Source organism: Micromonospora sp. NPDC005171, assembly GCF_040608575.1.
In the GTDB taxonomy this organism is placed as follows: domain Bacteria; phylum Actinomycetota; class Actinomycetes; order Mycobacteriales; family Micromonosporaceae; genus Micromonospora.
Genome location: NZ_JBEXIM010000008.1, coordinates 18,607 through 45,466, shown reverse-complemented (window position 1 = coordinate 45,466; position 26,860 = coordinate 18,607). Strand labels below are relative to the sequence as shown.

At 68.2% G+C, this 26,860-nt stretch carries 28 protein-coding genes and 1 other RNA gene; 24 read left to right on the top strand and 5 right to left on the bottom strand.

The genetic code is table 11. The annotated features are described in order from the left end of the window. Window positions 1-169 precede the first annotated feature (169 nt). The 5 genes from ABZU74_RS13655 to ABZU74_RS13635 are packed head-to-tail and all read left to right on the top strand — an operon-like array spanning window position 170 to window position 6,460. Window positions 170-2,251, top strand: a complete 2,082-nt coding sequence (locus ABZU74_RS13655; RefSeq protein ID WP_355422557.1) for a DUF1800 domain-containing protein — start codon at window positions 170-172, stop codon at window positions 2,249-2,251. A gap of 8 nt (window positions 2,252-2,259) precedes the next feature. Continuing rightward, window positions 2,260-3,642: a DUF1501 domain-containing protein gene (locus ABZU74_RS13650; protein WP_355422554.1), complete on the top strand. Its 1,383-nt coding sequence runs from the start codon at window positions 2,260-2,262 to the stop codon at window positions 3,640-3,642. Then, window positions 3,639-5,057, top strand: a complete 1,419-nt coding sequence (locus ABZU74_RS13645; protein ID WP_355422551.1) for a ferredoxin reductase family protein — start codon at window positions 3,639-3,641, stop codon at window positions 5,055-5,057. The genes ABZU74_RS13650 and ABZU74_RS13645 overlap by 4 nt, the downstream gene beginning before the upstream one ends. Before the next feature lie 13 nt (window positions 5,058-5,070). After that, entirely contained in the window at window positions 5,071-5,688 is a 618-nt protein-coding gene (locus tag ABZU74_RS13640) for an FMN-binding protein (protein ID WP_355422549.1), read from the top strand. 49 nt (window positions 5,689-5,737) lie between these two features. Next, window positions 5,738-6,460 (top strand): FAD:protein FMN transferase, encoded by a 723-nt coding sequence (locus tag ABZU74_RS13635; RefSeq protein ID WP_355422920.1) that lies wholly within the window; start codon window positions 5,738-5,740, stop codon window positions 6,458-6,460. 263 nt (window positions 6,461-6,723) lie between these two features. Here ABZU74_RS13635 and ABZU74_RS13630 read toward each other — a convergent pair whose 3' ends face one another. After that, a complete protein-coding gene (locus ABZU74_RS13630; RefSeq protein ID WP_354972126.1) occupies window positions 6,724-7,395 on the bottom strand; it encodes a bifunctional DNA primase/polymerase in 672 nt (223 codons plus the stop codon). A 248-nt stretch (window positions 7,396-7,643) separates the two neighbouring features. Between ABZU74_RS13630 and ABZU74_RS13625 the strand changes: the two genes are divergently transcribed. The 7 genes from ABZU74_RS13625 (at window position 7,644) to mctP (ending at window position 14,370) form a co-directional block, all read left to right on the top strand. Further along, entirely contained in the window at window positions 7,644-8,873 is a 1,230-nt protein-coding gene (locus ABZU74_RS13625; RefSeq protein WP_355422546.1) for a helix-turn-helix domain-containing protein, read from the top strand. A gap of 16 nt (window positions 8,874-8,889) precedes the next feature. Continuing rightward, window positions 8,890-9,462: a flavoprotein gene (locus ABZU74_RS13620; protein WP_355422544.1), complete on the top strand. Its 573-nt coding sequence runs from the start codon at window positions 8,890-8,892 to the stop codon at window positions 9,460-9,462. An 82-nt stretch (window positions 9,463-9,544) separates the two neighbouring features. Then, a complete protein-coding gene (locus tag ABZU74_RS13615; protein ID WP_355422541.1) occupies window positions 9,545-10,417 on the top strand; it encodes a Nif3-like dinuclear metal center hexameric protein in 873 nt (290 codons plus the stop codon). Next, window positions 10,407-11,144, top strand: a complete 738-nt coding sequence (locus tag ABZU74_RS13610) for a C4-type zinc ribbon domain-containing protein (protein WP_355422538.1) — start codon at window positions 10,407-10,409, stop codon at window positions 11,142-11,144. The genes ABZU74_RS13615 and ABZU74_RS13610 overlap by 11 nt, the downstream gene beginning before the upstream one ends. A 3-nt stretch (window positions 11,145-11,147) precedes the next feature. Further along, on the top strand, window positions 11,148-12,317 hold the full coding sequence (locus ABZU74_RS13605) for a bifunctional RNase H/acid phosphatase (protein ID WP_355422535.1): 1,170 nt from the start codon (window positions 11,148-11,150) through the stop codon (window positions 12,315-12,317). Between the two features lie 161 nt (window positions 12,318-12,478). Beyond that, window positions 12,479-12,721, top strand: coding sequence for a DUF3311 domain-containing protein (locus tag ABZU74_RS13600; protein WP_355422532.1), 243 nt, complete (start codon window positions 12,479-12,481; stop codon window positions 12,719-12,721). Continuing rightward, a complete protein-coding gene (gene mctP / locus ABZU74_RS13595) occupies window positions 12,721-14,370 on the top strand; it encodes a monocarboxylate uptake permease MctP (RefSeq protein ID WP_355422529.1) in 1,650 nt (549 codons plus the stop codon). Before ABZU74_RS13600 ends, mctP begins: the two co-directional genes overlap by 1 nt. A 209-nt stretch (window positions 14,371-14,579) precedes the next feature. Here mctP and ABZU74_RS13590 read toward each other — a convergent pair whose 3' ends face one another. Continuing rightward, the gene (locus ABZU74_RS13590; RefSeq protein ID WP_355422527.1) at window positions 14,580-15,041 is read right to left on the bottom strand and encodes a MarR family transcriptional regulator; all 462 of its coding nucleotides are present in this window, start codon (window positions 15,039-15,041) and stop codon (window positions 14,580-14,582) included. 54 nt (window positions 15,042-15,095) lie between these two features. On the opposite strand from ABZU74_RS13590, the gene ABZU74_RS13585 reads away from it, so the two are divergent. Next, on the top strand, window positions 15,096-16,328 hold the full coding sequence (locus ABZU74_RS13585) for an MFS transporter (RefSeq protein ID WP_355422525.1): 1,233 nt from the start codon (window positions 15,096-15,098) through the stop codon (window positions 16,326-16,328). Between the two features lie 112 nt (window positions 16,329-16,440). Here ABZU74_RS13585 and ABZU74_RS13580 read toward each other — a convergent pair whose 3' ends face one another. Next, window positions 16,441-17,202 (bottom strand): sulfite exporter TauE/SafE family protein, encoded by a 762-nt coding sequence (locus tag ABZU74_RS13580; RefSeq protein WP_355422522.1) that lies wholly within the window; start codon window positions 17,200-17,202, stop codon window positions 16,441-16,443. A gap of 127 nt (window positions 17,203-17,329) precedes the next feature. Here ABZU74_RS13580 and rnpB point away from each other — a divergent pair. From rnpB to ABZU74_RS13560, 4 genes are all read left to right on the top strand, one after another. Continuing rightward, window positions 17,330-17,745: RNase P RNA component class A (gene rnpB / locus ABZU74_RS13575), an RNA gene on the top strand. A 287-nt stretch (window positions 17,746-18,032) separates the two neighbouring features. Continuing rightward, window positions 18,033-19,520 (top strand): RNA-directed DNA polymerase, encoded by a 1,488-nt coding sequence (locus tag ABZU74_RS13570; protein WP_355422519.1) that lies wholly within the window; start codon window positions 18,033-18,035, stop codon window positions 19,518-19,520. Between the two features lie 171 nt (window positions 19,521-19,691). Then, a complete protein-coding gene (locus tag ABZU74_RS13565) occupies window positions 19,692-20,459 on the top strand; it encodes a hypothetical protein (protein ID WP_355422517.1) in 768 nt (255 codons plus the stop codon). A gap of 618 nt (window positions 20,460-21,077) precedes the next feature. Continuing rightward, complete coding sequence (locus ABZU74_RS13560) at window positions 21,078-21,626, top strand: HD domain-containing protein (protein ID WP_355422514.1); 549 nt, start codon at window positions 21,078-21,080, stop codon at window positions 21,624-21,626. Here ABZU74_RS13560 and ABZU74_RS13555 read toward each other — a convergent pair. Further along, a complete protein-coding gene (locus ABZU74_RS13555; protein WP_355422511.1) occupies window positions 21,623-22,090 on the bottom strand; it encodes an NUDIX domain-containing protein in 468 nt (155 codons plus the stop codon). The genes ABZU74_RS13560 and ABZU74_RS13555 overlap by 4 nt on opposite strands. 3 nt (window positions 22,091-22,093) lie before the next feature. Beyond that, window positions 22,094-22,834, bottom strand: a complete 741-nt coding sequence (locus ABZU74_RS13550) for an XRE family transcriptional regulator (RefSeq protein ID WP_355422507.1) — start codon at window positions 22,832-22,834, stop codon at window positions 22,094-22,096. Between the two features lie 146 nt (window positions 22,835-22,980). Here ABZU74_RS13550 and ABZU74_RS13545 point away from each other — a divergent pair, with 146 nt between their 5' ends. The 7 genes from ABZU74_RS13545 (at window position 22,981) to ABZU74_RS13515 (ending at window position 26,823) form a co-directional block, all read left to right on the top strand. Further along, window positions 22,981-23,298: a hypothetical protein gene (locus ABZU74_RS13545; protein ID WP_088951025.1), complete on the top strand. Its 318-nt coding sequence runs from the start codon at window positions 22,981-22,983 to the stop codon at window positions 23,296-23,298. Window positions 23,299-23,592: 294 nt separating this feature from the next. Further along, window positions 23,593-24,477: a hypothetical protein gene (locus ABZU74_RS13540; protein WP_355422917.1), complete on the top strand. Its 885-nt coding sequence runs from the start codon at window positions 23,593-23,595 to the stop codon at window positions 24,475-24,477. Between the two features lie 83 nt (window positions 24,478-24,560). Continuing rightward, window positions 24,561-25,436: an FtsK/SpoIIIE domain-containing protein gene (locus ABZU74_RS13535; protein WP_355422504.1), complete on the top strand. Its 876-nt coding sequence runs from the start codon at window positions 24,561-24,563 to the stop codon at window positions 25,434-25,436. Next, entirely contained in the window at window positions 25,433-25,642 is a 210-nt protein-coding gene (locus tag ABZU74_RS13530) for a hypothetical protein (protein ID WP_112735095.1), read from the top strand. The genes ABZU74_RS13535 and ABZU74_RS13530 overlap by 4 nt, the downstream gene beginning before the upstream one ends. 85 nt (window positions 25,643-25,727) lie before the next feature. Then, window positions 25,728-26,126: a hypothetical protein gene (locus ABZU74_RS13525; RefSeq protein ID WP_355422501.1), complete on the top strand. Its 399-nt coding sequence runs from the start codon at window positions 25,728-25,730 to the stop codon at window positions 26,124-26,126. Then, a complete protein-coding gene (locus ABZU74_RS13520; protein ID WP_196928500.1) occupies window positions 26,123-26,422 on the top strand; it encodes a hypothetical protein in 300 nt (99 codons plus the stop codon). The genes ABZU74_RS13525 and ABZU74_RS13520 overlap by 4 nt, the downstream gene beginning before the upstream one ends. Before the next feature lie 20 nt (window positions 26,423-26,442). Next, window positions 26,443-26,823 (top strand): RRQRL motif-containing zinc-binding protein, encoded by a 381-nt coding sequence (locus ABZU74_RS13515; protein WP_355422914.1) that lies wholly within the window; start codon window positions 26,443-26,445, stop codon window positions 26,821-26,823. Window positions 26,824-26,860: the final 37 nt, after the last annotated feature.

The window sequence follows — 26,860 nt, the reverse complement described above, 5'->3', positions numbered from 1 at the left end:
TCGCGCTGAGCGCTGTCTTAAGTGCCCTCACGGGTGGGTTCCGGCCACCTTGAAGGGCCCCGGGGCCTTAGTTACCTTGCCGTAGCAACCCCCTCAGGCAACAGTCGCCGCACCTGCCGCACCTGCCCGGTAGCAGTTTTCGGCGCTCATCAGAAATCGGGATTGGTACATGGCCGACCAGAATGTGCCACCACGTCGACCGCGGGACGACCGCGGTTGGGACGGACACCAGCACCCCAGCGCTGACGGCTACGGCGACCCCCACACGCCCGCGCCCTACGGCTACGACTCACCCCACCCCCACCAGGGCGGCTACGCCGCGCAGGCCGACCCGCGTGAGCAGTACGCCGGGCAGCCCGCGCCCGCCCCGCGCGGTCCGCAGTGGGTCGGCCCGGAGGGCCTTGGCCGCCCGGCCCCGGCGCGACCGGCCGGCACCGGACTGCCCACCCTCGACGATGACGACGAGTCGGGTCGCAAGGTCGGCCGACGTAAGGCGATGGTGGCCCTCGGTGGCACCGCCGCCGTCGTCGCCGGTGGCGCCGCGCTCGCCATGACCCCGCAGTTCCGTGGCCTCTTCGGCGACGAGGCGGCGGCTGGCGACGCGACCGGCAGCACGGTGACCGACGGCACCGCGGCGCGGCCCAGCGGCCAGCAGCCCAGCACGGTGCGTACCTACACCGAGCAGAACGAGAGCTACATGGGCTCCCGGGCCGGTGAGGCGCTGAAGAAGAACGCGCCGGCCGGTGGGCGGACCTTCTCCGGACCGGCCGCCGCCGCGGCGGCGACCAAGGTGACAGTGAAGACGGTGCTGGCCAAGGACCCCATCCTGCACCTGGCCCGGCGCGCCACCTTCGGCGTGACGCCCGCGGTGGTCGCCGACATCAAGCGCGAGGGCATGGACGCCTGGATCCGCGCCCAACTGGACCCGGACAAGTTGGAGCCGAGCAAGGGCGAGCTGAAGCTCGCCGAGCTGCCGACCCAGAAGCTCTCCGTGCAGCAGTTGCGCGACCAGCGGGACAAGCTCAACGAGCAGGGCGCCAATCCGGAGCGGGAGATGGTCGACGCCACCATCGCCCGGCAGATCTGGTCCAAGCGCCAGCTGTTCGAGGTGATGGTCGACTTCTGGAACGACTTCCTGCACGTCGCGGCCGACTTCGACGGCGGCGAGGTGTACCGCAACTCGTTCGACCAGGACGTCGTGCGCAAGCACGCGCTGGGCAGCTACCCGGAGATGCTGGTCGCCGCGAACAAGCACCCGGCGCTGCTGATCTACCTGAACCAGAAGGACTCCCGCAAGGACGCGATCAACGAGAACCTCGCCCGGGAGAACCTCGAGCTCTACTCGGTCGGCGTCGACGGCGGCTACAAGGAGCCGGACGTCCGGCAGGCCGCCATGTTGCAGACCGGCCGCGGTGTCGACGACAAGGGCAAGTACGTCTTCCGACCCGAGCAGCACTACGTCGGCAAGGTGAAGATCCTCGGCTTCACCCACGCGAACAACTCGGCCGACCCGAAGAAGGCCGAAGCGGCGATCGACGCGTACATCACCTACATCGCGACGCACCCGTCGACAGCGAAGTACGTGGCGCAGAGCCTCGCCACCCGGTTCGTCTCGGACACCCCGCCGAAGTCCCTCGTGGACCGGCTGGCCAAGACGTACACCACCAACAAGGGCATGATCAAGCCGGTCCTGATGACGCTGTTCTGCTCCTCGGAGTTCTGGGCCGGTGTGGGCCAGAAGGTGCGCCGGCCGATGGAGTACCTGGTCGCCACGTACCGCACCCTGGGCGTCTCGCCGGACGCGTCGCCGAAGCACGACAACGGCGACAGCAAGCGCACCGCGTACGCCCGAGGGCTGCGCCAGATCCACGACAAGATGCGCGAGCTGGGCCAGTACCCAATGGGTCAGCCCACCCCGGACGGCTACCCGGACGTCTACGTCGCCTGGACCTCGGCCGGCGCCATGGTCAACGGCTGGAACGAGGCGGGCGAGATCCTCGCCGGCTACCGCACCACCTTCACGTACACGGCACCGGAGAAGCTGGTCGCCAAGCCGCCGGCGACGGCCGGGGCGTACGTGGACGCGCTCTCCCAGCGGCTGGTGGGCCAGAAGTTGAGCACGCGGGAGAAGAACCTCATCCTCGGCGTGGCCGGTGTGGCGGCGACCGCCAAGGTCGACGCCACGTTCAACGGGGCCATCACCGCCGTCGCGCGGGCGATCCTCGCTTCCCCCCAGCACCACCTCCGGTGAGGCACCCGATGGAGAAGACTGTGTACAACTCTTTCCCCCTGCACCCCGAATGCCCCGACGTGCGGCGGCTGGCCGACAACCCGGCCGAGGCGTTGCTGCGCGCCGAGGCGGACATCGTCGCCGCCGAGAACGCCGCCGAGTTCGACAGGTACCGCACCCTGGAGAACCTGGAGGAGGCCCAGCAGGACGGGCGGGGCGTGACCCGGCGGACCTTCGTCGCCGGTGCCGCCGCCACCGCCACCGCGCTGGCCACCGCCCAGTTCGTCACCACCTCGGCGTCGTTCGCGGCGACCAAGACCGGCACCCTGATCCACGTCTTCCTCTACGGCGGGTTGGACGGGCTGAGCCTCGTCGCGCCGGACAACGACCCGACGCTCAACAAGGCCCGCCCCGACCTGCTGCTCGGCAACGACTCGCTGGCCCTGGGCCGCGGTTTCAAGCTGACCAGCGCGTTCAAGCCGCTGGAGAAGTGGCTCACGGCCGGTCAGTTGGGCTTCATCCCGGCGGTCTCCGACGAGCGGCTGTCCCGCAGCCACTTCCAGGCCGCGGACGCCTGCAACCTGGGCGGGCTGCCCAACGAGACCGGCGGCCGGGGTTGGCTCGACGGTCTGGTCGACAACCTGGGCAAGGGCACCGCGTTCCGCAGCGTCGGCGTCGGCAGCACGCTGCCCCGCTCGCTGGTCGGCAACAACGGCGCGCTCTCACTGAACAGCGTCGGCTCCCTGCGGCTCAACGGTGACGAGCGGTTCCGCGCCGCCACCGAGAAGGCCATCAAGGGGCTCTTCACCGGGATCAACCACCCGGTCGAGGAGGCAGTGAAGGAGGGCATGGGGGCGCTGGCCACCGCCCAGCAGCTCGCCGCAAAGCCGTACCAGCCCGCCGAGGGCGTCAAGTACGAGGGCGTCGGCAACGCGTTCCAGCAACTCGCTCAGCTCATCAAGGGCGGCGCCAACGTGCGGGTCGCCACTGTCGGCATGGGCGGCTACGACACCCACGAGAACCAGGGCACCCGCGAGGGCGGCCAGCTGTACCGCCGGCTGAACGAGCTGGCCAGCGCGATGGCCGCCTTCTTCACCGACCTCGGCCCGAAGGCCGCCGACGTGACGATCATGGTGTCCAGCGAGTTCGGCCGTCGGGTCGGCTCCAACACCGGCGGCACCGACCACGGGCACGGCGGCGTGGTCACAGTGCTCTCCGGCAAGAAGCTGGCCGGTTCGCTGCTCGGCACCTGGAACGGCCTGGACAAGCTGGACTCCGGTGACGTGCCGGAGTACAACAACATGTTCAACGTCTACGGCGCGGTGGCGCAGGGCCGGTTCGGGCTCACCAACGCGGAGGTCGACAAGGTCTTCCCCCGCCAGAAGTACGCCCCGATGAAGCTGTACGCGTGACGCATTCGCACACCCACGCCGCCGGCCGTCGTACCGGGACCTCGTCCCGGCACGGCGGCCGGTCGGCTGCGCCCGTACCCCCGCAGATCCCGGACCGGCGCGGGCCTGGCGGCCGACGGCTGCTGGCCGCGCTGCTCCTGGTCGGCCTGCTCGCCAGCGTGCTGCCCTGGTGGCTGGGCACTCCCGCCGGATCGTTGCGGACCACAGCGTCCACCGTCACTGCGGCCGGCCGGATCACCGGCCTGATCGCCGGCTACCTGCTGCTGGTGCAGGTGCTGATGATGAGCCGACTGCCGGTGCTGGAACGGTGGATCGGCGGCGAGCAGACGGCCCGCTGGCACCGGGACATCGGTGCCACCCTGCTGGTCACCGTGCTGGCGCACATGTCGCTGATCCTGGTCGGTTACGCCGACCTCCGTAACCAGTCGATCTTCGCCGAGGTCGGCACGTTGCTCGGCGACTACGAGGACATGCTCTCGGCGTTCGTCGCCGCCGGCATCATGATGCTTGTCGGGTTCACCAGCATCCGGGCGATCCGGCGGGCGTTGCCCTACGAGATGTGGCACCTGCTGCACCTGTCCAGCTACCTGATCCTGCTGCTCGGCTACGGCCACCAGTTCACCCACGGCGCGCAGCTGTACCGGCCGGGCCCGGTGCGCACCGGCTGGATCGCGCTCTACCTGCTGGTGGTCGCCGCCCTGCTCTGGGGCCGCGTGATCGCACCGCTGGCGTTCAACCTGCGCTACAAGCTGCGGGTCGCCGACGTGGTCGCCGAGAGCACCGACACCATCTCCATCTACCTCACCGGGGAGCGGCTCGGCCGACTGGCGATGCTCGGCGGCCAACACTTCCGCTGGCGGTTCCTCACCCGGGGCTGCTGGTGGCAGTCGCACCCGTTCTCCGTCTCCGCCGCTGCCAACGGCCGCTGGCTGCGGGTCACCGTCAAGGTGGTCGGCACCCACACCGCCGACCTGCGCGACCTGGAACCGGGCACCCGGGTCTGGGCCGAAGGCCCGTCGGGCACCTTCACCGCCGCGCACCGGCTCCGGGAGCGGGCGCTGCTGATCGCCGGTGGCAGCGGCATCACGCCGATCCGGGCCATGCTGGAGGAGTTGCCGCCGGGCGCCGCGCTGATCTACCGGGCCCGCACACCGGCCGACGTGCTGCTCAGCCGAGAGTTGGACTGGCTGGCCCAGGAACGCGACACCTCCGTCTGGTACGTCATCGGCTCCCGCGACGACCCCGGCCCCCGCCAGCTGATGAGCCCGGACGGGCTGCGGCAACTGGTGCCCGACGTGGCCCGGCGCGACGTCTACCTGTGCGGGCCACCCGGTCTGGTGGAACAGTCGGTGCGGGCACTGCGGCGGGCCGGCGTGCCCCGCCGGCAGATCCACCTGGCCACGTTCGAGCTGTAGGAAGGGCATCCCCATGCGTCGCGCGCTCCTCGCGATCACCGGCCTGGCCGCCAGCACCACAGCGCTTGTGGTGTTCAAGGGCTCGCCCGGCACCAACCAGGTCGCCCAGAACCTGCCGACCGCCCAGCCGGTCAACCCCTCCGGGCCGGGCACCGAACCTGGCGTCGCCGCGGGTGCGCCGGGCACCGACCCGGCCGGCGGCACGCCGACACCATCGGAAAGCGCCAAGCCGTCGACGTCGCCCAAGCCCGGCAAGACCACCGCCCGCCCGTCGGGCACCAGGACGACGAAGGCCACCAGCGCTCCGCGGACCACCACCAAGGCGCCCCAGTCGACCACCCGGAGGATCACCGGCACCGGCTTCGACGCGGAGGACAGCTCCGAGAAGTACGGGTACGTGCAGGTGCAGATCGTCGTCTCCGGCAACCGGATCGTCGAGGCCGTCGCGCTGTCGCTGCCCAGCGGAGGTGAGTCCGACATCCACAGCGGCGACGTCCGCGGCTCCTACGACGGCAGCGGCGGCCAGGTGGTGCAGAAGCAGAACGCCAACCTCAACACCGTCTCCGGTGCCACAGCGACCAGCGACGCCTACAAGAAGTCCCTGCGCTCCGCCATCGAGCAGGCGTTCTGACGTGCGGGCCACGCTGACCCGACCCGGGCTGTGCCGGGTCGAACAGATCATGGGTACGACGATCACCCTGGACCTCGCCGACGATCTGCCACCGGCGACCCTGCGCGAGCTGGCGGACGAGGTCTTCGCCTGGATGCACGAGGTGGACGGGCGGTTCAGCACCTACCAGCCGGACAGCGAGGTGTGCCGCTTCGACAGGGGTGAGGTGCTGCTCTCCGAGGCGTCCGCTGACCTGCGGTACGTGCTGGAGACCTGCGCCGACCTGTGGGGCGCCACCGACGGGTTCTTCGACGCGTACGCCACCGGTCGGCTCGACCCGTCCGGCTTCGTCAAGGGTTGGGCCGCTCAGGTCGCCTCGGACCGCCTCGTCGCCGCCGGTGCCGTCAACCACTGCGTGAACGCCGGCGGCGACGTACGGGTGCGGGGCCTGTCACCGTCGGGGGAGCCGTGGCGCATCGGCATCCGGCACCCGTGGGACGCGATGGCGGCCTGCCTGGTGCTCACCGGCACCGACCTGGCCGTGGCCACGTCCGGGGTGTACGAGCGGGGCCGGCACGTGCTGGACCCGCGCCGGGGCGCGCCGGCCAGTGGGCTGCGCTCGGTGACTGTGGTCGGCACCGACCTCGGGTTGGCCGACGCGTACGCCACCGCCGCCCTCGCCATGGGCACCCCCGGCCTCAACTGGCTGGGCCGCCTGAACGACCACACCCACGCCGCGATAACCGACAACGCCCGCCAGTACCACTCCGTCGACCTCCCCCTCACCGACTAGCGGAGGGGGCGGTGGGTGCCGGCTGGGCGGGATCCGGTGGGGCGTGGACGGCCGGGGCGGGAGCCGGACGGTCGGGTGCCGGCCCAGCGGCGTCCTGGGTGGCTGCGCCGGGGCGGCTCGGTGCCGCCAGGGTGAGGCGCTCTGTCGTTGGTGGACATCGTTCCCCCGTTCGTGGCGCGCGTTCGCACCGTCCCCCTGTCAACGAGGACCAGCGCCTCGGCGACGCTGTCGGGCACCGGATCGAATCGTCGATCGGGCCGCTTTCACATGCCTCGTCGGGGCAGCGGCAGGTGACCGGGGAGCAGGTCGGGGGCGAGCGTCACCCCGGCGGCGCGCAGCGCCCCGATCAACGTGTTCTGCACGAGGTACGAGTCCGGCAGCTGCCAGCGCGCCTGTTCCGGGGCGACCGCCCAGCGGACGGTGCCCTCCGGCAGCCGGGTGGGCGGCGCGGGGATCCACGAGCCCGGCCCGTGCCGGACGACGTGGAAGCAGTGCTCCAACTCCGGCCGGAGCGGATCGCCGGGGCGGACCAGGAACATCCACCGCCCGGTGGGCGTGACCAGCACCGGCCCGCGTACGCCGGTCCCGGCCGGGTGGATCTGGACCGCGTCGAGCACGTGCCGGCCAAGGTGGGCGGGCACCTCCAGCACGTCGAAGGCCCGGCCGGTGGGCAACAGCACCCCGTGCGGTCGGCTCCGCCACCAGGTCGCCACCCGGGCCGGGTCGGCGCTGGCGGCCAGTTCCCAGTTCTCCAGGGCGGGGTGGCAGCCCACTGTGGGACAGCCGGCCCGGCCACAGACGAAGCGGCTGCGGGCCAGACAGGCACCCGGGGTGACCTCCCAACCGTGTACGGCGTAACGGATGGCGACCCGGCGCAGCCGGACCCGTTCCAACGGCGACAGTTCGGCGACGCGCGGTCCGACATTCCCCCACATGTGTGCCAACTCCTCTCGGCGGTCCCGGCGTTCGCCAGGTCGCATGTCGAGCACCGTCACTGCCGTAACCCACGATCGTTGAGGTTGACGAACGGCCCGTGCAACTTGCACGAAAAGTACGAGGACCAGCTGTACGGCTGACGTACATCCTGTGCGACCAGGCAAAACCTGAAAGTGAACGGCAGTCGCCGCACCCGCGGACATCGCCCCGACTCGATTGGTCGTCGGTGGCAGGGGAGGATGGGGAGATGGACGAGCTACCCATAGGCCGGCGAGTGGCCTACTGGCGGGGGCGACGCAAGATGTCGCAACAGGTCTTCGCGGACCGGCTGGGCAAGTCCAAGAGCTGGGTGGACAAGGTCGAACGCGGCGTCCGCCGGTTGGACAAGTTCTCCGTCCTCTACGAGATCGCCGACATCCTGCAGATGGATGTCCAACTGCTGATGGGCAGGGACCCGGAGCGGCGCGCCGACGCCCTCAACTGCATCGACCAGGTCGAGGTGCAGGAGATCCGGGCGGCGCTGGAACGCTACGACTCGATGAGCGCGTACTTCGACGCGGTGCCGTGCCCGCCGCCGATGGGCGACATGCGCAAGGCCGTCAACCACGCCTGGCTCACCTACCAGTACGGCCGCTACGGGATGCTCACCCGGGCGCTGCCGAAGCTGCTGCGCGACGCCCAGGCGGCCGACGCCGCGTACGGCGGTGACCAGGCCGCCGAGGCGGCCCACCTGCTCGGGCAGGTCTACCAGATCGCCTCCTCGGTGCTGCGCAAGCTCGGCGAGTGCGAGCTCGCCTGGTTGGCCGCCGACCGGTCGATGGCGGTGGCCCAGCGGGCTGACGACCCGCTGCTGGCCGGGATCGCCACCACCCGGGTGTGCAACGCCCTGGTCGCGATGGGGCGGGCCCGTCCCGCGCTGGAGCTGAACGTCCAGATCGCCAACCGGCTGGCACCGGGTGGGAGCAACGAGGTCTCCCCGGCCCGGCTCTCCGTCTACGGCATGCTGCTGCTCCAGGGCGCGATGGCCGCGTCCCGCATCGGCGACTCGGCGAGCGTCGACGACCTGATCAACTGCGCGCAGGAGGCCGCCACGCTGCTCGGCGGCGACCACAACCACTACTGGACGTCGTTCGGCCCGACAAACGTCGAACTGCACCGGGCTGCCGCCGCTGTGGAGCTGGGCGACGGAGGGCGGGCCGTGGAGGTGCACCAGCTGCGCATCGCGGAGCCGTCGTTCAACGCGTTGCTGCCCGAGCGTCGCGCCCACCACCTGCTCGACATCGCCCGCGGGTACGCCCAGCTGGGTGACGTGGCGAACGCCGGCGAGATGTTGCTGCTCGGTGATCGGCTCGCTCCGTCGGAGATCCGCTGCCGGCCGATCGCGCACGAGGTGATGTCCGACATCCTTCGTCGCACACGTGGTGCGCCGCCTTCTCCGGTAGCGGAGTTGGCTGAGCACATGGGAGTAGGGGTATGAGCGCGGAGCCGGTGTGATGGCCGGCGGAGCGCGCAACAGCGGGCACCGCGAGGTGCTCTACGTCATCGCCTGCGGTTCGCCGTTGGCCCGGCACGTCGGTCGTCTGGTCGACCTGGCTCAACAGGACGGTTGGGACGTCTGCGTGATCACCACGCCGGACGGCGCGAAGTTCGTCGACCAGCCGGCCCTGATCCGGCAGACCGGCCATCCGGTGCGGACGCATTACAAGAATCCCGGTGACCCGGATGTGTTACCGTCCGCCGACGCCATGATCGTCTGCCCGGCCACCGTCAACACTGTGAACAAGTGGGCGGCCGGGATCACCGACACCCTGGCGCTCGGGCTGTTGGTCGAGGCCCAGGGCAAGGGCGTCCCCATCGTGGCGGTGCCGTACACAAACGCGGCGATGGCCTGCCACCCGGCGTTTCGTGCCGGGGTGGCCCGGTTGGCCGAGTGGGGCGTCACGGTGCTCTTCGGCGACGATGTGATCGCTCTGCATCCGCCCGGAACGGGGGAGCAGCACACGCACGCCTTCCCCTGGGCGATGCCGCTGGCCGCGTTGCAGACCGTCTCCTGGAGCGCCGCCTAGCGCATCCGGCAGATCTTCGGCCCGACGCGGCCGGGCCGGGTGTCACCGTCCGGTGGCCTCCACGCCGGTAAGCTGGCCCGCCGTGAGCACAAGCGGATCCGCCCCCACGGTGAGCGACGTGGTAGCCGAGCTGGAAGGGCGCTTTCCGCCAGTCTGGGCGGAAGAATGGGACCGGGTGGGCCTGGTGCTCGGCGAGCCGGCCGCCCCGGTCCGCCGGGTGCTCTGCGTGGTCGACGTGGTGCCCGAGACCGTCGACGAAGCGTTGGCCGCCGACGCGGACATGATCGTCGCGCATCACCCGCTGCTGCTGCGCGGGGTCTCGACGGTCGCGGCGACGACCTTCAAGGGCCGGATCATCCACCGGTTGATCCGGGCCGGGGTGGCGCTCTACGCGGCGCACACCAACGCCGACGTGGCCTCCCCGGGCGTCTCCGACGCCCTCGCCGCCCGCTTCGGGCTCACCGATCTACGCCCGCTCCAGCGGCCCGCGCCCGGGTCGCCCGCCCACGGCGACGACAGGGGTTTCGGCCGGATCGGCGAGCTGCCTCAGCCGATGACCCTCGCCGAACTGACCCGGCACGCCGCCGCGGTGCTTCCCGTCACGTCCTGGGGAGTTCGCGCGGCGGGGGATCCCGGGCGTATGGTTCGTACCCTCGCCGTCAGCGGCGGGTCGGGGGACAGCTTCCTCGGCGCCGCGACCGCCGCGGGGGTGGACGCGTTCCTCACCGCCGACCTGCGGCACCACCCGGCCGGCGAGCACCTCGCCGCCGATGGTCCCGCCCTGATCGACGCCGCTCACTGGGCGACGGAACGACCGTGGCTGGACGACCTGGCCGCCTTCCTCAGGGAGGCGCTGGACGTCGAGACGCTGGTGTCCGACCTGGACACCGACCCGTGGACCGTGCACGCCGCCGCACCCGTTGTGGACGACAAGGAGCCCGACCGTGAAGGCTGACCCTCAGGTGCAGCGCCGCCTGCTCGACCTCCAGGCGATCGACACCAACCTCGCCCAGCTCGCCCACCGTCGGCGTTCCCTGCCCGAGCGGGCCGAGCTGGAGTCGCTGGCCCGGGAGCTGTCGTCGATGGAGGACGAGCGGGTCCGCGCCCAGGTGGCGGTGGACGACCTGGACCGGGACATCGCCCGGTTGGAGAAGGACGTCGAGCAGGTCCGGGCCCGCAAGGAGAAGGACGAGAACCGGCTGGCCGCCGGCACCGGTCCGGCCCGCGAGCTGGAGGCGCTGCAGCACGAGCTGGTCTCGCTCAAGCGCCGCCAGGGCGACCTGGAGGACGCCGAGCTGGAGCTGATGGAGCAGCGGGAGACCGCGCAGGGCGTACTGGACGGCGTGGAGCAGCGGCTGGCCGAGACCCGGGACAAGCGGGCCGCCACCGAGCAGCGCCGCGACGAAGCGTTGGCCGAGATCGCCAAGGAGGAGGAGTTCAAGCGGGGCGCCCGTCAGCCGCTCGCCGCCGACCTCCCGAGCGAGCTGGTCAACCTCTACGACAAGATCCGCGAGGACACCGGGCTGGGTGCCGCACTGCTCACCGCGGGCCGCTGCGGCGGATGCCGCCTGGAGCTGTCCGGTGCCGACCTGGCCCGGATCCGTAAGGCCGCCCCCGACGACGTGGTCCGCTGCGAGGACTGCCGACGGATCATGGTTCGTACCAACGAGTCGGGCCTGTAGGTCATGGCGCCGCGCGTGGTCTCCGTCGAGGCCGACGGTGGGTCCCGGGGCAACCCCGGCCCTGCCGGCTACGGCGCGGTGGTGCGCGACCCGGAGACCGGTGAGGTGCTCGCCGAGCGCTCCGAGTCGCTCGGCACGGCCACCAACAACGTCGCCGAGTACCAGGGTCTGATCGCCGGGTTGACCGCCGCCGCCGAGTTGGGCGCCGTCGAGGTGGACGTCCGGATGGACTCCAAGCTGGTGGTCGAGCAGATGTGCGGCCGGTGGCAGATCAAGCACCCCGGCCTGCGCCCCCTCGCGGCCCAGGCCGCCGCGCTGGTGGGCCGGTTCGCAGCGGTCCGGTTCAGCTGGATCCCGCGTGAGCAGAACCGGCACGCCGACGCCCTCGCCAACGCCGCAATGGACGCCGCCGCGGGTCGTCCGCCGGCGACTGCGGCCCCTGGCCGTGCCGCGGCGCCGGCAGCCACCGCACAGCCTGCGGGGACGCCCGCGACCGGCAGCGACCCGGCGACCGCGCCGGCCTCCTGGGAGCCACGGCCGACTTTCACCGCCACCCGGCTGATCCTGGTCCGGCACGGCGAGACCGCGTACACCGAGCAGCGGCGCTACTCCGGGCGCGGCGACGTGCCGCTCTCCGAGCGCGGCCGGGCCCAGGCCCAGGCCACCGGCGCCCGGGTGGCCGAGCTGGCCCCGTCCGTCGCGGCCGTGCTCAGCTCACCGTTGTCCCGGTGTACGGCCACCGCGGCGTCGATCGCCGGGGCGCTCGGTGACGTGCCGGTCCGCACCGAGGACGACCTGATCGAGTGTGACTTCGGCCAGTGGGAGGGGCGGACCTTCGCCGAGGTGCGCCAGCAGTGGCCGGGGGAGATGGACGCCTGGCTCGCCTCACCGCGGATCGCGCCGCCGGGCGGGGAGTCGTTCACCCACGTCGCCGAACGCGCCCACCGGGTCATCACCGGGCTGCTCACCGCGTACCCCGGTGAGACCGTGGTGGTCGTCTCGCACGTCTCGCCGATCAAGCTGATGCTGCGCGACGCCCTCGCGGCCGGCGACGGTTTCCTGCACCGGCTCTTCCTGGACGCGGCCGGCATCTCGGTGCTCGACATGTGGCCCGACGGCGGCGTGGCCGTGCGCACTGTCAACGACACCGCCCACCTCGCCGCGCTCGACTGACCCGCCGCACCTCCGTTGCCACGGCCGGCCGGCCGCGCCGTTCGGCGCAGCCGACCGGCCGTTCGGCGCAGCACCCTCCGGGCGGGTCAGGTGACCGCCATCACAGAGTCGTAGCCTCCGGCCGTTACATCGGAAGCCACGACTCCCCGGAGGTGTGTCTGATGGCTGCACCCGAACCAGAGGCGCCGACCACGGCGCCGACCAGGGCGAAGGACCACAGCCCCTGGAACTGGTTGCTCTTCATCCCCATCGTGGTGCCGCTGATCCCGGCGTTCTTCAATGGCGACTCGCCCCGGGTCTTCGGCTTCCCGCGCTTCTACTGGCTGCAACTGGCCTTCATCCTGCTCGGCGTCAGCACCACCACCTTGGTCTACCAGATGACGAAGAAGCGGGGTGGATCCTGATGTGGCGCGACCATCTCACCGAGATCATCGTCTTCTCGTTCCTCTTCCTGCTGGTGAGCGCGATGGGCTTCGTGGCCGCCCGATGGCGGGCACCGAAGGACATGGCGCACCTGGACGAGTGGGGGCTGGGCGGGCGCAGCTTCGGCGGCTGGATCACCTGGTTCCTGGTCGGCGGTGACCTCTACACCGCGTACACCTTCGTGGCGGTGCCGGCGTTGATGTTCGGTGCCGGCGCGGCCGGGTTCTTCGCCGTGCCGTACACCATCGTCATCTACCCGCTGGTCTTCCTGGTGTTGGTGCGGCTCTGGTCGGTGTCGCACCGGCACGGGTTCGTCACGCCTGCCGACTTCGTCCGCAGCAGGTTCGACTCGCCGGTGCTGGCGCTGCTGATCGCCATCACCGGCATCGTCGCCACCATGCCGTACATCGCGTTGCAGTTGGTCGGCATCGAGGCGGTGCTCAAGACGATGGGCGTCACCGGCGACAACGCGCTGGCCCGGCACCTGCCGATCATCATCGCGTTCGCCATCCTGGCCGCCTACACGTACCAGTCGGGGTTGCGCGCGCCCGCGCTGATCGCGTTCGTCAAGGACAGCCTGATCTACATCGTGATCCTGGTGGCGGTCATCTACCTGCCGTACAAGCTGGGCGGCTGGGGTGACATCTTCGCCGCCGCCGACGCGAAGTTCGACGCCTCACCCAACCCGAACGACGGCATCCTGCTCAACGGCAACAACCAGCTTCAGTACGTGACGCTGGCGCTCGGCTCGGCGTTGGCGCTCTTCCTCTACCCGCACAGCATCACCGGTGTGCTGGCCAGCAGGAACCGCGACGTGATCAAGCGGAACATGTCGGCGCTGCCCGCGTACAGCCTGCTGCTCGGGTTGATCGCGCTGCTCGGCTACATGGCCATCGCGGCAGGCGTGAAGCCGCTGCCTGGGGCCTCGACCGGCAGTGTGGACAACAACACCGTCGTGCCCTTGCTGTTCGACCAGCAGTTCCCGGACTGGTTCGCCGGTGTCGCGTACGCGGCGATCGGCATCGGCGCGCTGGTGCCGGCGGCGATCATGTCGATCGCGGCGGCGAACCTGTTCACCCGCAACATCTACAAGGAGTACCTCAAGCGGGACGCCTCCCCGGCCCAGGAGGCGAACGTCTCGAAGATCACCTCACTGGTCGTGAAGGTCGGCGCGGTGGCCTGCATCGTGTTCCTCGACCCGCAGTTCTCGATCGACCTCCAGCTGATCGGCGGCGTGATCATCCTGCAGACGCTGCCGGCGGTGGCGTTGGGTCTCTACACCCGCTGGTTCCACCGCACCGGCCTGATCGTCGGCTGGGCGGTCGGCATGGGGCTGGGCATGTGGATGCTCTACCAGGTGGCCAGCCCGACGAAGAAGCACTTCGGTGGCTCGGCGTTCCCGCTGTCGGAATTCGGGTTCGACACCACCCGGACGATCTACGTCGGCATCGTGGCGGTGGCGGTCAACCTGGCCGTGGCGGCGCTGGTGACGCTGGCGCTGCGGGCCAGCAAGGTCGAGGAAGGGGTCGACGGCACCGAGCCGGACGACTACTTCGCCGACGAGGGCGACCCCCGGGTCACCCCGGGCATCGAGCGCGACGCCGACTCGGCCCGCGAGCCGGTCGCCTGACACCGCTCCCGGGCGTCGACGCGAGGTCGGCGCCCGGGTAGCGGCGCGCCCGCTGGTCGCCAGCCCGACCTGGCAGCCAAGGCGTCAAGATCGTGCTCGATCTCTCTGTTGTAGTGGTGTCGGACCGCGAGGGAGACCACTACAACCAGGATCTTGCGCGATCTTGGCGGTGGTGGTGGCGTCGCGGTGGCAAAGGCGTCGCGGGTTGGTCAGCGGCGGCGGTTGCGGTTCACCAGGGCCTGGTTGAGGCGGCTCAGCAGGGCCGCCAGCGTGTCCCGGTCCTCGGCGCTCCAGTCGGCCAGCATGTCGCCGTAGAGCCGGGTGCGGGCGGCCTGCACGGCGGCCATCCGCTGCAGACCGGCCGGGGTGGGGGAGATGACGGTGCCGCGCCCGTCGGACGGGTCCGGGGTGCGGGTGATCAGGCCGTCGCGCTGAAGCGCGGACACCTGCCGGGTGACTGTCGAGCCGTCGAGATTGAGCCGGGCGGCGAGCGCCGAGACGTTCTGTGGGCCGGCGTCGGCCAGGTGGCGCAGGATGACGTACGCCGCGCGGTCCAGCACCCGGTGCTCGGCGGTGCCGGTGGCCCGCCGGGTGGCCTCGCCGAAGCGCATCAACAGGGCCACCTCGGTCTCGATCCGGCCGAGGATGCTCGCGTCATGGTCGTCGCTCATAGCTGTATGATACAGAATAAGTACCTGTGCAATACAGCTATCTGAGGAGTCGGAGTGGATCGGCGTTCCGAACCGAACCGCAGTGCCATCTACGCCACCACGCTGGTGGCCTTCCTCGCCATCGCCGGCATCGCCGTCGTCGACCCGATCCTCCCCGCCATCGGCGAGGCGATCGGTGTCACCGCCTGGCAGGTCGAGCTGCTGTTCACCGCGTACATCGCGGTCATGGCCCTTGGCATGATCCCCGCGACGCTGGCCAGCGGCCGGTTCGGCTTCAAGCCGGTGCTCATCACCGGCGTCTCCGTGGTCGGCCTCGCCGCGATCCTCGCCTCGTTCAGCGACAACATCGTCCAGCTGTCCGTGCTGCGCGGCGTCTGGGGGCTCGGCAACGCGATGTTCTTCGCCACCGCCATGGTGGTGCTGGTCAACCTGGCCATCGACCGGGAATGGGTGGTGGGCCTCTTCGAAACCGCCCTCGGTCTCGGCTTCGCCGTCGGACCACTGATCGGTGGCCTGCTCGGCCAGGTCAGCTGGCGGCTGCCGTTCTTCGTCTGCGGCGTGTTCATGGTCCTCGCCCTCGGCGTGGCCTCCCGCAAACTCCGCGAACCCACCAACCGGCAGGCCCCGGTACGCGTCGGCCAGATCTTCGCCACCTACCGCCGGCCGGCGTTCATCGCCCTCTGCGTGGTCACCGCCGCGTACAACTTCGTGTTCTTCGTGGTGCTCGGCTACACGCCGCTCTTCCTCGGTCTGGGCATCGTCCCGCTGGGGCTCGCGTTCACCGGCTGGGGTCTCGGCCTGGCCACCGGCATCCTGATCATCGGTCACCGGCTGGCCCACCGCATCGGCGCGGTACAGACCGTCGGCGTGGCCATCGCCGGCCTGCTGGTCTGCATGGTCCTCTTCGCCACCTCCACCAGCACCGCCGAGGCGCTCGTGGTGCTGGTGCTCGCCGGCCTCTGCATGGGGCTCGCCAACGCCAACCTCACCGACCTGGCGCTCGGCCTCGGCTCCAGCGACCGTCGGGTGGCCACCGGCGCGTTCAACCTGGTCCGCTGGGGTGCCGCAGCGCCGGCACCGATCATCTCCGGCAAGCTCGCCGAGCAGTCGCTGGCGCTGCCGTTCTGGGTCGGCTTCGGGGTGCTCGCCGTGGGCGTGCTCGTCTACCTGGCCTTCGCGCACGTGATGGCCGCCGGCTACGGCGAGCGGGTGCTCTGGTCCCGCTGGAACCGCAGCGCCGCGAGTGCCGAGAACTCCACCGAAGAGCCGGTCGGCGAGGCGTACTGACCCCGGTTCGCTTCCGAGAATCCACACGCTTTACCGGGAAATCGCTGCTTCAACGCGCGCTGACGCGGCGGTTTCCCGGTAAGCCGCGAGGATCTTGGCGTCCGGCGGCGGGTCAGTTCAGGGCGCGCCAGAGCAGGTAGAGGCCGATCGTCGTGCCGAACACCACGATCACCGTCTTGAGCACCACCGGCGGCAGCCGACGGACCAGCCGGGCGCCCGCGTACCCGCCAATCAGGGTGGCCGGAGCGACCACCGCGACGGCCGCCCAGTTCAACGGGCCGAACAGGGCGAAAACCACGAGCGTCGTGCACCCCACCAGCGCGGAGAGCAGATTCTTGATCGCGCTCACCCGGGCCAGTGTCGCGTCCAGCACCAGGGCCAGCCCGGCCACCAACATCACCCCGAGCGCCGCACCGAAGTACCCGCCGTACACCGCACCCAGCGCGACCATCGTCTGCACGGTGACCGTCCGCCGGCGTGGCGACAGGTCCCGGGGGTGGCCGACCAGCCGGCGCAGCGGGTCCTGAAAGGCCAGGACCGCTGTCGCGCCGAGCACCAGAAACGGTACGACCAGCTCGAACGCGCGGGCCGGAGTGGCCAGCAGCAGCAACGCCCCGACAATCGTGCCCACGATGGTGGTGGGCACCAGCGTGGCCAGCGCGCGGGGGCGCGGCAAATCCTGCCGGCTGCCCGCCACACTGGCCAGATACCCGGGGAAGACGGCGACAGAATTGCTGACGTTCGCCGGCACCGGCGGCAACCCGATCGCGATCATCGCCGGAAAGGTGATCAGCGAACCGCCACCAGCCACCGCGTTGACAGTGCCAGCGGCGAGACCGGCGGCGAGCAGCAGCGCGGCGTGGGAGAGATCCATAGCCCCACGAGGCTAGCCGCCGCCCCGCGAGAGAGATTCGCCGGATCGCAGTTGAACTGCGCGATCTTGCCCGGGCGGGGTGGCAATACCGGCCGCACGCTCGTCGTTAGGATGAGAGCGCGACGGACGAGTCGACCGGGCGGCCGCGTCGGCGGGCTTCGGCCCGCCGCCGAGGAACGTCCGGACTCCACAGGGCAGGGTGGTTGTTAACGGCAACCCGGGGCGACCCGCGGGACAGTGCCACAGAAAACAGACCGCCGACCCCAACGGGGACGGTAAGGGTGAAACGGTGGGGTAAGAGCCCACCAGCACCCCGGGTGACCGGGGTGGCTCGGTAAACCCCACCCGGAGCAAGGCCAAGCAAGGGCCGTCACCGCAAGATGACGACCCGGCGCAGACGCTTGAGGGCTGCCCGCCCGATGTCTGCGGGTAGGCCGCTGGAGCCTGCCGGCAACGGCAGGCCGAGATGGATGGCCGCCGCCGGCGCAAACCCCTCGGGGTACGCGCCGCGCACAGAATCCGGCGTACAGGTCGACTCGTCCGTCGCCCACCAGGTCGGCCGCCTTCGCAGGGGGCTGACCTGCCGTTTCTTTGGGTGCTGCCGGTCTCCGTTGGTCATCGTCGGTCGGCGTTTGACGGCCCCGTCACGTCCCAGACGGCCCCGCGACGGCCCAGACGGCAGTTCAACTGGCCCAATAGTGGCTAGCCAACATCGGGTCGGCTCGGCGAAGATTGGGACTCTCGCGCCCAATTGAGAAGGTAGGTGCGCCGTGTCTTGGGCCTCATCATTGGACCTGAACAGGGCTCTGGCCGCGTGCCACTATGACCTGGTGGGCGACTGGTTCCGTGATCCATGGGGCTGGCCCGAGCTGGACTGGGTGGTTTCAACCCGGCGTGACTTCATAGAGGCACGCATCGAGAGCACGGATGTGAGGACCATCTCCAAGATCGATGTCCCGAAGGAGAACTTCGGGATCCGGCCGGCGATGGTGATGGACCCGCTGGATCGACTCGCCTATCAGGCGCTCGTAGGCCACCTCAGCCAGCCCTTGATCGGCGGAATGCATCGCAACGCATACGGGTGGCGGCTCCCTGTGAAGGGTATGACTCCAGGCGTCTATTCCCCAAATGACAGGCAGTGGGAGAATTACCGTTCGTACTTGTCGCACCTAGCCGGAGAGTTCGATGTAGCGCTAAAAACTGACATCGTTTCTTGCTTTGCAAGTATCCCAATCGACCGGCTGATCGAAGAGATCGAAGATAAAATCATTCGGGCAAGCGCTCGACCCATAGTTGACCACCTTTTTCCTCGCCTAAGGAATTGGAGCAGGGTCTCAGGTCGAAGTGGCATTCCTCAACGCTTTCAGGCGTCAGCCGTGCTTGCGAATCTATATCTGTCACAGTTGGACGCGGTTCTTGATCACCATTCATCCGACGTCGATTACGGTTCGGGTACGCGGCGTAGCTTCGTGCGATGGATGGACGATGTATGGCTCTTCGGTGGCGACGCTGGCGACCTCCGCCGTGCCCAAGTCGAGATCAATAGTGCGCTCAATGATTTAGGCCTCCACATGAACTCCGGGAAGACTGAACTGCTGGAGGGGGATCAGGTTGCTATCAGTGCTCGTGAGGTCGAGCACAGCGCAATCGACGAGGAACTCTCATTTGGGAAAATCCTCTTCAGAAGGAAGCTCGTCACCAAGCGACTTGATGAACTAGTAGAGCGGCTAGTTGATGCCAAAGAAACCGCAAGCCGCACTTCCATCAAGTTCGCCACCACTCGGATGCGTACCTACAAGCATTTCGTAAAGATCGACAGCTTCATCGAAGTGGCCATGCGAATGCCGCAAGCTGCTGACTCGCTAGCGCGGCTTTTCCGGGATGCGAAAAAGACCGGCGACATGGAGGACTGGTACATCGATTACCTCGGAAAGCCCTGGTCCAAGGTAGAGTGGGCGGCGGCCCAACTCGGGACCATGTTCCCGTCGCGCGGAAAAGTTGGTCGCCCCATTCAGGACGAGTTTGCGTCCATCCTCTCCCGAGCTGGAACCTCGCTACCCATGACCGCAGTCGCTGCCCAGCGTCTTGCGAAGTGGAACCCCAAGGCAGCCCAGGTCGTAATCGCTGAGGCCGTCAAACGGACTGAGAATCCGCTCCACAGGCGCGTTCTTGCCCTTGCAGGTCTAGAAGCCGGCTGCTCCCGTACCACTGTTACTAAGTGGCTGAGTGAGTTCCCTGAGAACGCGGTTACCCTAGAATTGCTACGGGATCGATCATTTAGCAAGCTTCCGTTGAAGCCGGACTTTACTGGCAGCTAACGTTGTACAAACAGCCTTTCTGCTGCTCCCTTGCATGATTGTTGGAGGTGTTGCATGGAGCCTCGTCCAGGGTTCACTGACCTGGAGCGGACTTACTGGTCCGAGCGGCAAGGTCGTCGCCCTGGTGGTGCAATAGGGCAAGCCGCAGTTCGCCGGCTTTTCGTTGTCCTGGTGCAGGATTTTGACCGCCGCAACCTCCTGCAAGAGCACTTCGGATATGAATGCGTCGACGCTGGCTATGTGCCTGGGTTGATGGGCGAAGAGATTGGAGACCGGATCCTTCTGGATCTCGGGCGGGAAATCTCATGGCCCTTGTCCAGCGCTGAGGTTCAAGCATGGGACGAGGACACATTATTCGATATGGTCGAGTACCTTTATGACCGTGTCTCCCAGGGCGACGAAACGGCAGGCGGTTTTCATTCGTACTCTGGCTGCGGATGGCACTATTCGCGGTTCCATGCCAAGTCGGCTCAGGATGAGTATCGAGGCCGAATCAACACGATCTTTCGGCGATGCGAGATTGGATTTCAGCTAGGGCAAGATGGCGTAATTGAGCGCACTCTTGTTCCTGGCACTGAGGCGTTGATGAAGAGCGCACCGAAAGGGATCGATCCCCACAATCGCACTCTTGTGGAAGCGGCAATCAGCAAGTTTCGGCGGAGGGGCGCAACGCCAACCGATCGGCGAGATGCAATTCGAGATTTGGCTGACGTGCTAGAACATTACCGGCCGAGCGTGAAGGCTCATCTCCTGCCAAAGGATGAGGGCGCTTTCTTTGAGATTGCGAACAAATTTTGGATTCGTCACAACAAGCCGGATCAGTATAAAGATTACGACCGGGAACTGTGGTGGGCGTGGCTCTTTTACGTCTATCTAGCTTCAATCGCATTGGTGATTCGGCTCGTTGAACGGCAAAAGGCCCTCGAAGACCCCCAGTAAACGCGGGTCGTAAAGCTAACCTCAGCTCTCGCCATCCCGTTTGCCGTCGACCCGCCCTCCTGGGAGCGGGCCATTGCCCGGCCCGCCACGTCAAGACGGCCTTGACGCACGTTCGGACGCTGGCGGGTCGGGCGGTGGTCTGCTCGGCTTGCCCGGGTCGACGGCAAACGGGATGGCCCAGCGCAACCACCACGGACCGCAACCCGCCGACGGACCCCCGACCATCTCGGAGTCGTTGCGCCCCCGCCGGAGGCGCGGTAACCGCGACCAACCCCCGCCGCGACCCGCCGCACGGACCCGGCGTGCCCTTGCCTCCGCCGCGCCGATCGGCGCGGCCCGGCCGGCTGCCGGCCCACGAATCCCAACCGCTCTCGCCACTACCGTCTACGGCGGCCCCTGGGCTTCCCGCTCTCCGCGCCAGCCGCCGGGCGATGGCGTGGCTGGCCCCGACCGGCCAAGGGAGGGGTCAGACGCGCGCCCAGGCGGCGGCGCGTGCGGCCCGTCTCGGGCCGCCTTGAAGACGTACAGAAACTTTGCACAACATCGCCGGCAGTTCGGCCGGCTAGCCGTACGAATGGGCAGTGCTGAAGGGGCTAGCAACGGCGTTATCGTCTATCCATGTCGCTGGTTCCGTGGGCCTACGAGGTCTCCCGCCAAAACCTGGCGAGCACCTTGCCTCGCCGCTGGGCTCACGTCCAGGGCGTCGCTCAGAAGGCACAGGCTCTTGCCGCAGCTGTTGGTGATGATGCTGCCCTGCTTGAAGCCGCAGCGATCCTGCATGATGTCGGCTACGCACCGCACCTGGCGAAGACTGGATTTCATCCGCTCGATGGTGCTGTCTATCTGAAGGGCATAGACGCACCGGGTCGGCTCGTCCATCTCGTCGCGCATCACTCATGCGCTGTGAGGGAGGCCCATCTCCGAGGTCTGGAAGGACAACTGGCCGACTTTCGGGATGAAGAAGGGCCGGTCAGAGACGCGTTGTGGATGTGTGATCTCACCACAACGCCTGACGGAGAGCCGACGGATTTCGTGAGCAGGGTTGCTGAGATCAAGGAGCGGTATGGTCCGGGTGATTTAGTAACCGTTTTTATAGACAGCGCCCAGCGTGACCTGGCAGATGCTATTGCCAGAACGACGAGCCGACTTCGCGAGTTCGCCGGCTAACCCAGGTAGGGCGGTCTGTCCTCCAAGCCGTGTTCGATCCGTAGAAGCATGGACGGATGGATCGGAAGGGTCTGGACGCTCTCTGGGTCGACCCATTTTACCTCTGACGATTCGCTGCTAGTGCGGAGCTGGCCGCCGACTACCCGGGCTCGCAGGCAGATCGAAAACTCCTGCCGCACCTCGCCGTCGTCGTAGGCGATAACGTGAGCAGGGTCCGAGTAAATGCCAGAGATCCCGGTGAGTTTGACGTGGAGGCCCGTCTCCTCCTCGACTTCACGCACGGCCGCCTGTGCGGTCGACTCTCCGACGTCCTGCGCGCCACCGGGCAAGGCCCAGAGGCTGTTATCAGATCGTCTGATGAGCAGGACATGTCCTCGTTCGTCCTGGACGAAGACTGTCACGGCCACCACCAGGGAGTTGGCCAGAGGCGCGGCTGGGTCGTTTAGGTAGTCAGTCTTGGGCATCAACTAGCTCCTGCTTTCGCGTGTTGCCGATCGCCAGACTGCCTCGAAGCTGTCCGAGTACGTGTTGAAGAGGCCGTACGTTGCCGTCTTGCGGAGATGCATCGCCGGTGCCATAGGTGCGGTCTTACCGTAGACATGAGGATTAACAATCATTTCGTTGTCGAAGCGGTAGATAGAGTTGTAGAGAACTGTCGAATGGTTCCGCACCTCGATGTTCGGCACGTCCGTGAGCGAGCCAAAGAAAGCATTGGCCTGGTCGATCTTTGCCGAAATTGTTTCTGGTCCGATCCCCTCATCAACACTTCGCTGTTTGACCGCTATGCTTTCCCGGTCGCCAAGCAGTATGCGTATCCTCGCGCCAGCAGCCGCCTTCTTGTGCATGTGATTCAAGAGGTCAGGCTTCTCCGTAAGAAACATTCCCACGTAGACAAGAATGCCCACATCTGCTGTCGCTGCGTCGAGTAGCCGGTCCCAGAGGTTCGGCGGCACCGCCCCTCGTGTGGGATAGAACTGCACCATCCCGGCGGAATTTGATACGTCGTCGGCGGCTCTTTGCGCTCCCGGCCACAGGAAGTCTTCGTCTTCCTTCAATCGCTTCGCGATCATGAAACGGGTGCGAGGATGCGGAACCCTGCCAGCGAGCCAGCGGCTCACGGTTTTTACGTCGCACTCAGTGAGAAGCGCTAGCTCGGCCGGCGACACTCGGGACCGGTCAAGCGCATCTCGCAGACGATCGTTGGCCATCGTCGCTCCTCACGGTGGGGACGTTTCCATCACTATAAACGTCCCAAGCGTCCACGCAAAGGCGTTTCGGCGTCACCTGCGTCGATGTCTTCTTGAAGCAGGAGCAGTCGTCCACTGGGGACGCGCTCAGACACAGGAGGTCTGTTGTGAAGCTGTACGTGGACACCACGAGCAAGCAGGTGACGGCGTCGAAGGACCCGGAGCCGAAGAACGACCAGAACGGCAATCAGAAGTCCGAGAAGAACACGGGCCGGCTCATGTGGTCCACCCAGGTCTTCGTGCTCGACGAGAACGGCGGGGAGGTCATCACCATCACCACGGCGGGAGAGAAGCCGAGCGTGAAGGTGGGCGACTTCCTGGCCGTCGAGCAGTTGGAGGCCATTCCGTGGGCGACCAACGGGCGTAACGGCGTCGCGTTCCGGGCGGTCTCGCTGAAGCCGAAGACTGGCTCTCCGGCCAAGTAGGTCCCTCGCACCGCTGTGCTGTGTGAGCCGCAGGTGTCCGTGGCTCGCGAAGCGGCCTGATGGTCCGCTGACCAATTCCACACCATGGGTCCGGGAGTGAATCTGACTCCTACATTCCCGAACCTGGTCATCACCTGTGGTGATGGCATCCCCGTAGAGCTGGCGCGGGGTCGGTCTGACTCCTACATCACCCGACCCCGTGCCCTCCAACTCATCCAACCCAACTTGCACTTGGGAGGACTCGTCGTGTCCAAGTCTAGCCCCCGCCGGTTCGCCGGCAGGTCAACCGGAACGGTGACGGTCATCGAGGCCAAAGTCCACCGCTCCTCGGCCCGTAACGCCCGCATGGCGTTCATCCTCACGGCGGTCATCGTCGGCCTTCTCGCGGCCGTGGTGGCCGCTTCCTCCATCCACCCGATCCTCGCCGCCTTCGTCGGCGCGGTCATCGGCGTCCCGACCGGCGGGCTCGTCTGGGTGCTCGTCCGGATCTGGCCGGTGATCCGGCTGCTGTGGTGGTGGGCCCCGGAAACCCTCCTCGGTGTTCTGCTGCTCACCGCGTGGGTGCAGCTCGCCAACCACACCCCGACCCTGGTGACCCTGCTCGTGGTCGCCCTGGTCGTCGGCGTCCCCGCCGCCATTCGCCCGGTCCGCCGCCAGGTCATCGCCTGGACCTGGTGCCTCGTGGTGAGGCATCGGCTGCGTGTGTGCTTCGCGCAGTTCATCATCGCCAACCAGTCCGGCAGCCTCCCGCTGATCCTGTGGGCACGTCCCACCCCGGTTGGCGAGCGGGTCTGGGTCTACCTGCGCCCCGGCCTGTCCGAGAAGGACTTGGAAGGCCGCCTGGACAAGATCGCGGTCACCTGTCACGCCTCCACGGTGCTCATCGAGCGCGCTTCGGAGAACAACGCCGCCTACCTGCGGTTCGACATCAAACGCCGTGAGGTGCTGACCGCTCACGTCGGTTCACCGCTGGTCGACGTGATCGACCCTGCGGCACCGGTTTCGGCGTCGCCGCTGACGGTGCCCACCGCCCTGGACCTGCCGGACGTTCACATGCCGACGGTCACCCTCCCGACCCAGGGCAAGCCGGCGAAGAAGCCGGCGACAACGGCCAACGGCAGCAAGCCCGCGGCTTCCTCCGCGTCGGACGACACCGACGACGTCGCCGACTGGATCTGACCCACACCCAACCCGGGACGCGAGGAGCCATGGCGGCTCGTTCGTGTGGTTCCTCGCGCCCACAACGCCCAGGAGGGCACCTCATGACCACCACGATTCCCACCACTGCTGAGGCGGTGCCGGTGGGTCCTGGCCTGTCGATGTTCGACCCGATCTTCATCGGGATCGACGAGTTCGGCCAACCCGTCTACCTGGACGTCGTCTACCGCAACCTGCTCACCGCAGGTGAACCCGGCGGCGGTAAGTCCGGCCTGATCAACAACATCTGCGGCCACGCCGCCCTGTGCGACAACACCCGCCTGGTGCTCTTCGACGCGAAACTCGTCGAACTCGGCCCCTGGCGTGACCTCGCCGACGCGTTCATCGGCCCCGACATCGACCAGGGCATCGACGTCCTGCGTCGCCTCCTGGTCGTCGCCACCAACCGCTACGCCTGGCTCCTTGCCAACCGGCGCCGCAAGCTCGCCGACGGCGACGGCATGTCCGTCATCGTCACCATCATCGACGAACTCGCCATGTTCTCCACGGTGCTCGGCACCAAGGCCCAGCAGGAAGAGTTCTCCACCCTCCTGCGCGGCCTCGTCTCCCTCGGCCGGGCCTGCGGCATGCCCGTCGTCGCCGCCACACAGCGCCCAAGTTGGGACATCATTCCCGCTTCGTTGCGGGACCTGTTCGGCTACCGGGCCGCGTTCCGGTGCACCTCGCTGAACAGCTCCAACATCATCCTCGGACAGGGCTGGGCCGAGCAGGGCTACACCGCCTCCGACATCTCACCCACCAACCAAGGCGCGGCCTACCTCCTGGCCGAAGTTGGCGTCCCCCGCCGCATCAAAGCCGCCTACCTCACCGACACCGACATCTACAACATCGCCGACTACGCCGCCTGGACCCGCCGCCCCGTCGGCACCAGCGCCAGCACCCCGGCGGTCAACCCCACCGAATGGGAGATGGCGGCATGACCACCCGCGAGCGCACCTACGCCAAGGCCAACAACCAACGCGCCGCGCAATTCACCGAGATGTGGATCGTCGGCTCACCCGAAGACCTGGCCGCGATGCTCCACGCCGCCGCCCAGACCGGGCGACTCGTCTACGTCTCCGCCCCGCGCCTCATGGGTGGCGACGACACCCGCCACCGCCGCTACCTGCGGCTGCGCACCCACTGATCGGCCGACAGCACCGGACCAAGCCTCGCAAGCAAGCCGGTGCTGCCGACCTCCCACCAAGCCCTACCGAAAGGACGTGGCTGCCATGAAGGCTACCCACAACCCACCCACCGCCGCTCCGGTCACACCGGCCGATCTGCTGCGGATGGCCGCCCTCTACCTGCGCCAGCACGGCTGGACCCAGGGCGACTACTACACCGTCGTCTTCGACGCCCTCACCCCCCGGGCCTGCGTCTCCGGCGCTGTCGCCATGGCCGCCTACGGCACTGCCACCGATTTCCCGTTCGGTGTCGACCGGCCCGAGCGGCCCGACTTCCGTGCCGCCTTGGGCGTCCTGCGGGACTTCCTCGACCTGGGTTGCACCTCCCGCCTGTTCGGGTGGAACGACAAGCCCGGCCGCACCGCCGACGACGTCATCAACGCCCTCACCGCCGCCGCTGACCGGTGGGACTCCCTCCACACCGAGGGAGGCGACAACCGATGAGCACCGTCAAGAAGCCCTTGACGCCACGTGTGCCTCGGCAGAAGCGACGCACGGTCGTCGAGAACGACGAGTTCGCCGCGTTCGGCCGTCGGATCATCCGTGCTCACGGTCGTCGCGTCGCCACCGGCGATGTGGAAGCACTGCGCGACCTGGTCGCCCTGTCATCGGTCATTGACGACGCCATTGGTGAGGCCGTGATCGGGCTTCGCGCGTTCGGCTACTCCTGGTCGGAGATCGGTTCCCGGCTCGGGATCTCCAAGCAGGCCGCCCAGCAGCGTTGGGGAGACAAGCCATGACCGACCTGCGCAGCGTCGACCTGGACAACCTGGCCGATCGCACCGGCATCCGGGTCGAGTTCTACGACCCGCTCGGCACCCGCTACGGGTTCCCCACCTTCCCCTACCACTGCGCCCCTACCGGCCTGGCCACCGTGCGGCAGCTCCGCGCCGCCGGTCTTCGCCCCAACGGCCAAAACCCCATTGCGCAGATCTATTGGCGGCACCGCAACAACCGGCGAGTCGCCTACCTCTACCGCCTCGACATGGCCGCGCCGAAGCGCACTGCCACGCCCGCTCAGCGGGAGGCCATCGCCAAGGCCCTGCTTGCCCGCCGGACCTGCCGGCACTGCGGCCAGGTCAAGCCCTACTACATCCCCCGCCGTTACGGCTGCTGCCTCGACTGCCACGGAGGTCACTGATGGCTGTCCTGATCACGTTCGCCGTCGTCCTGCTCAT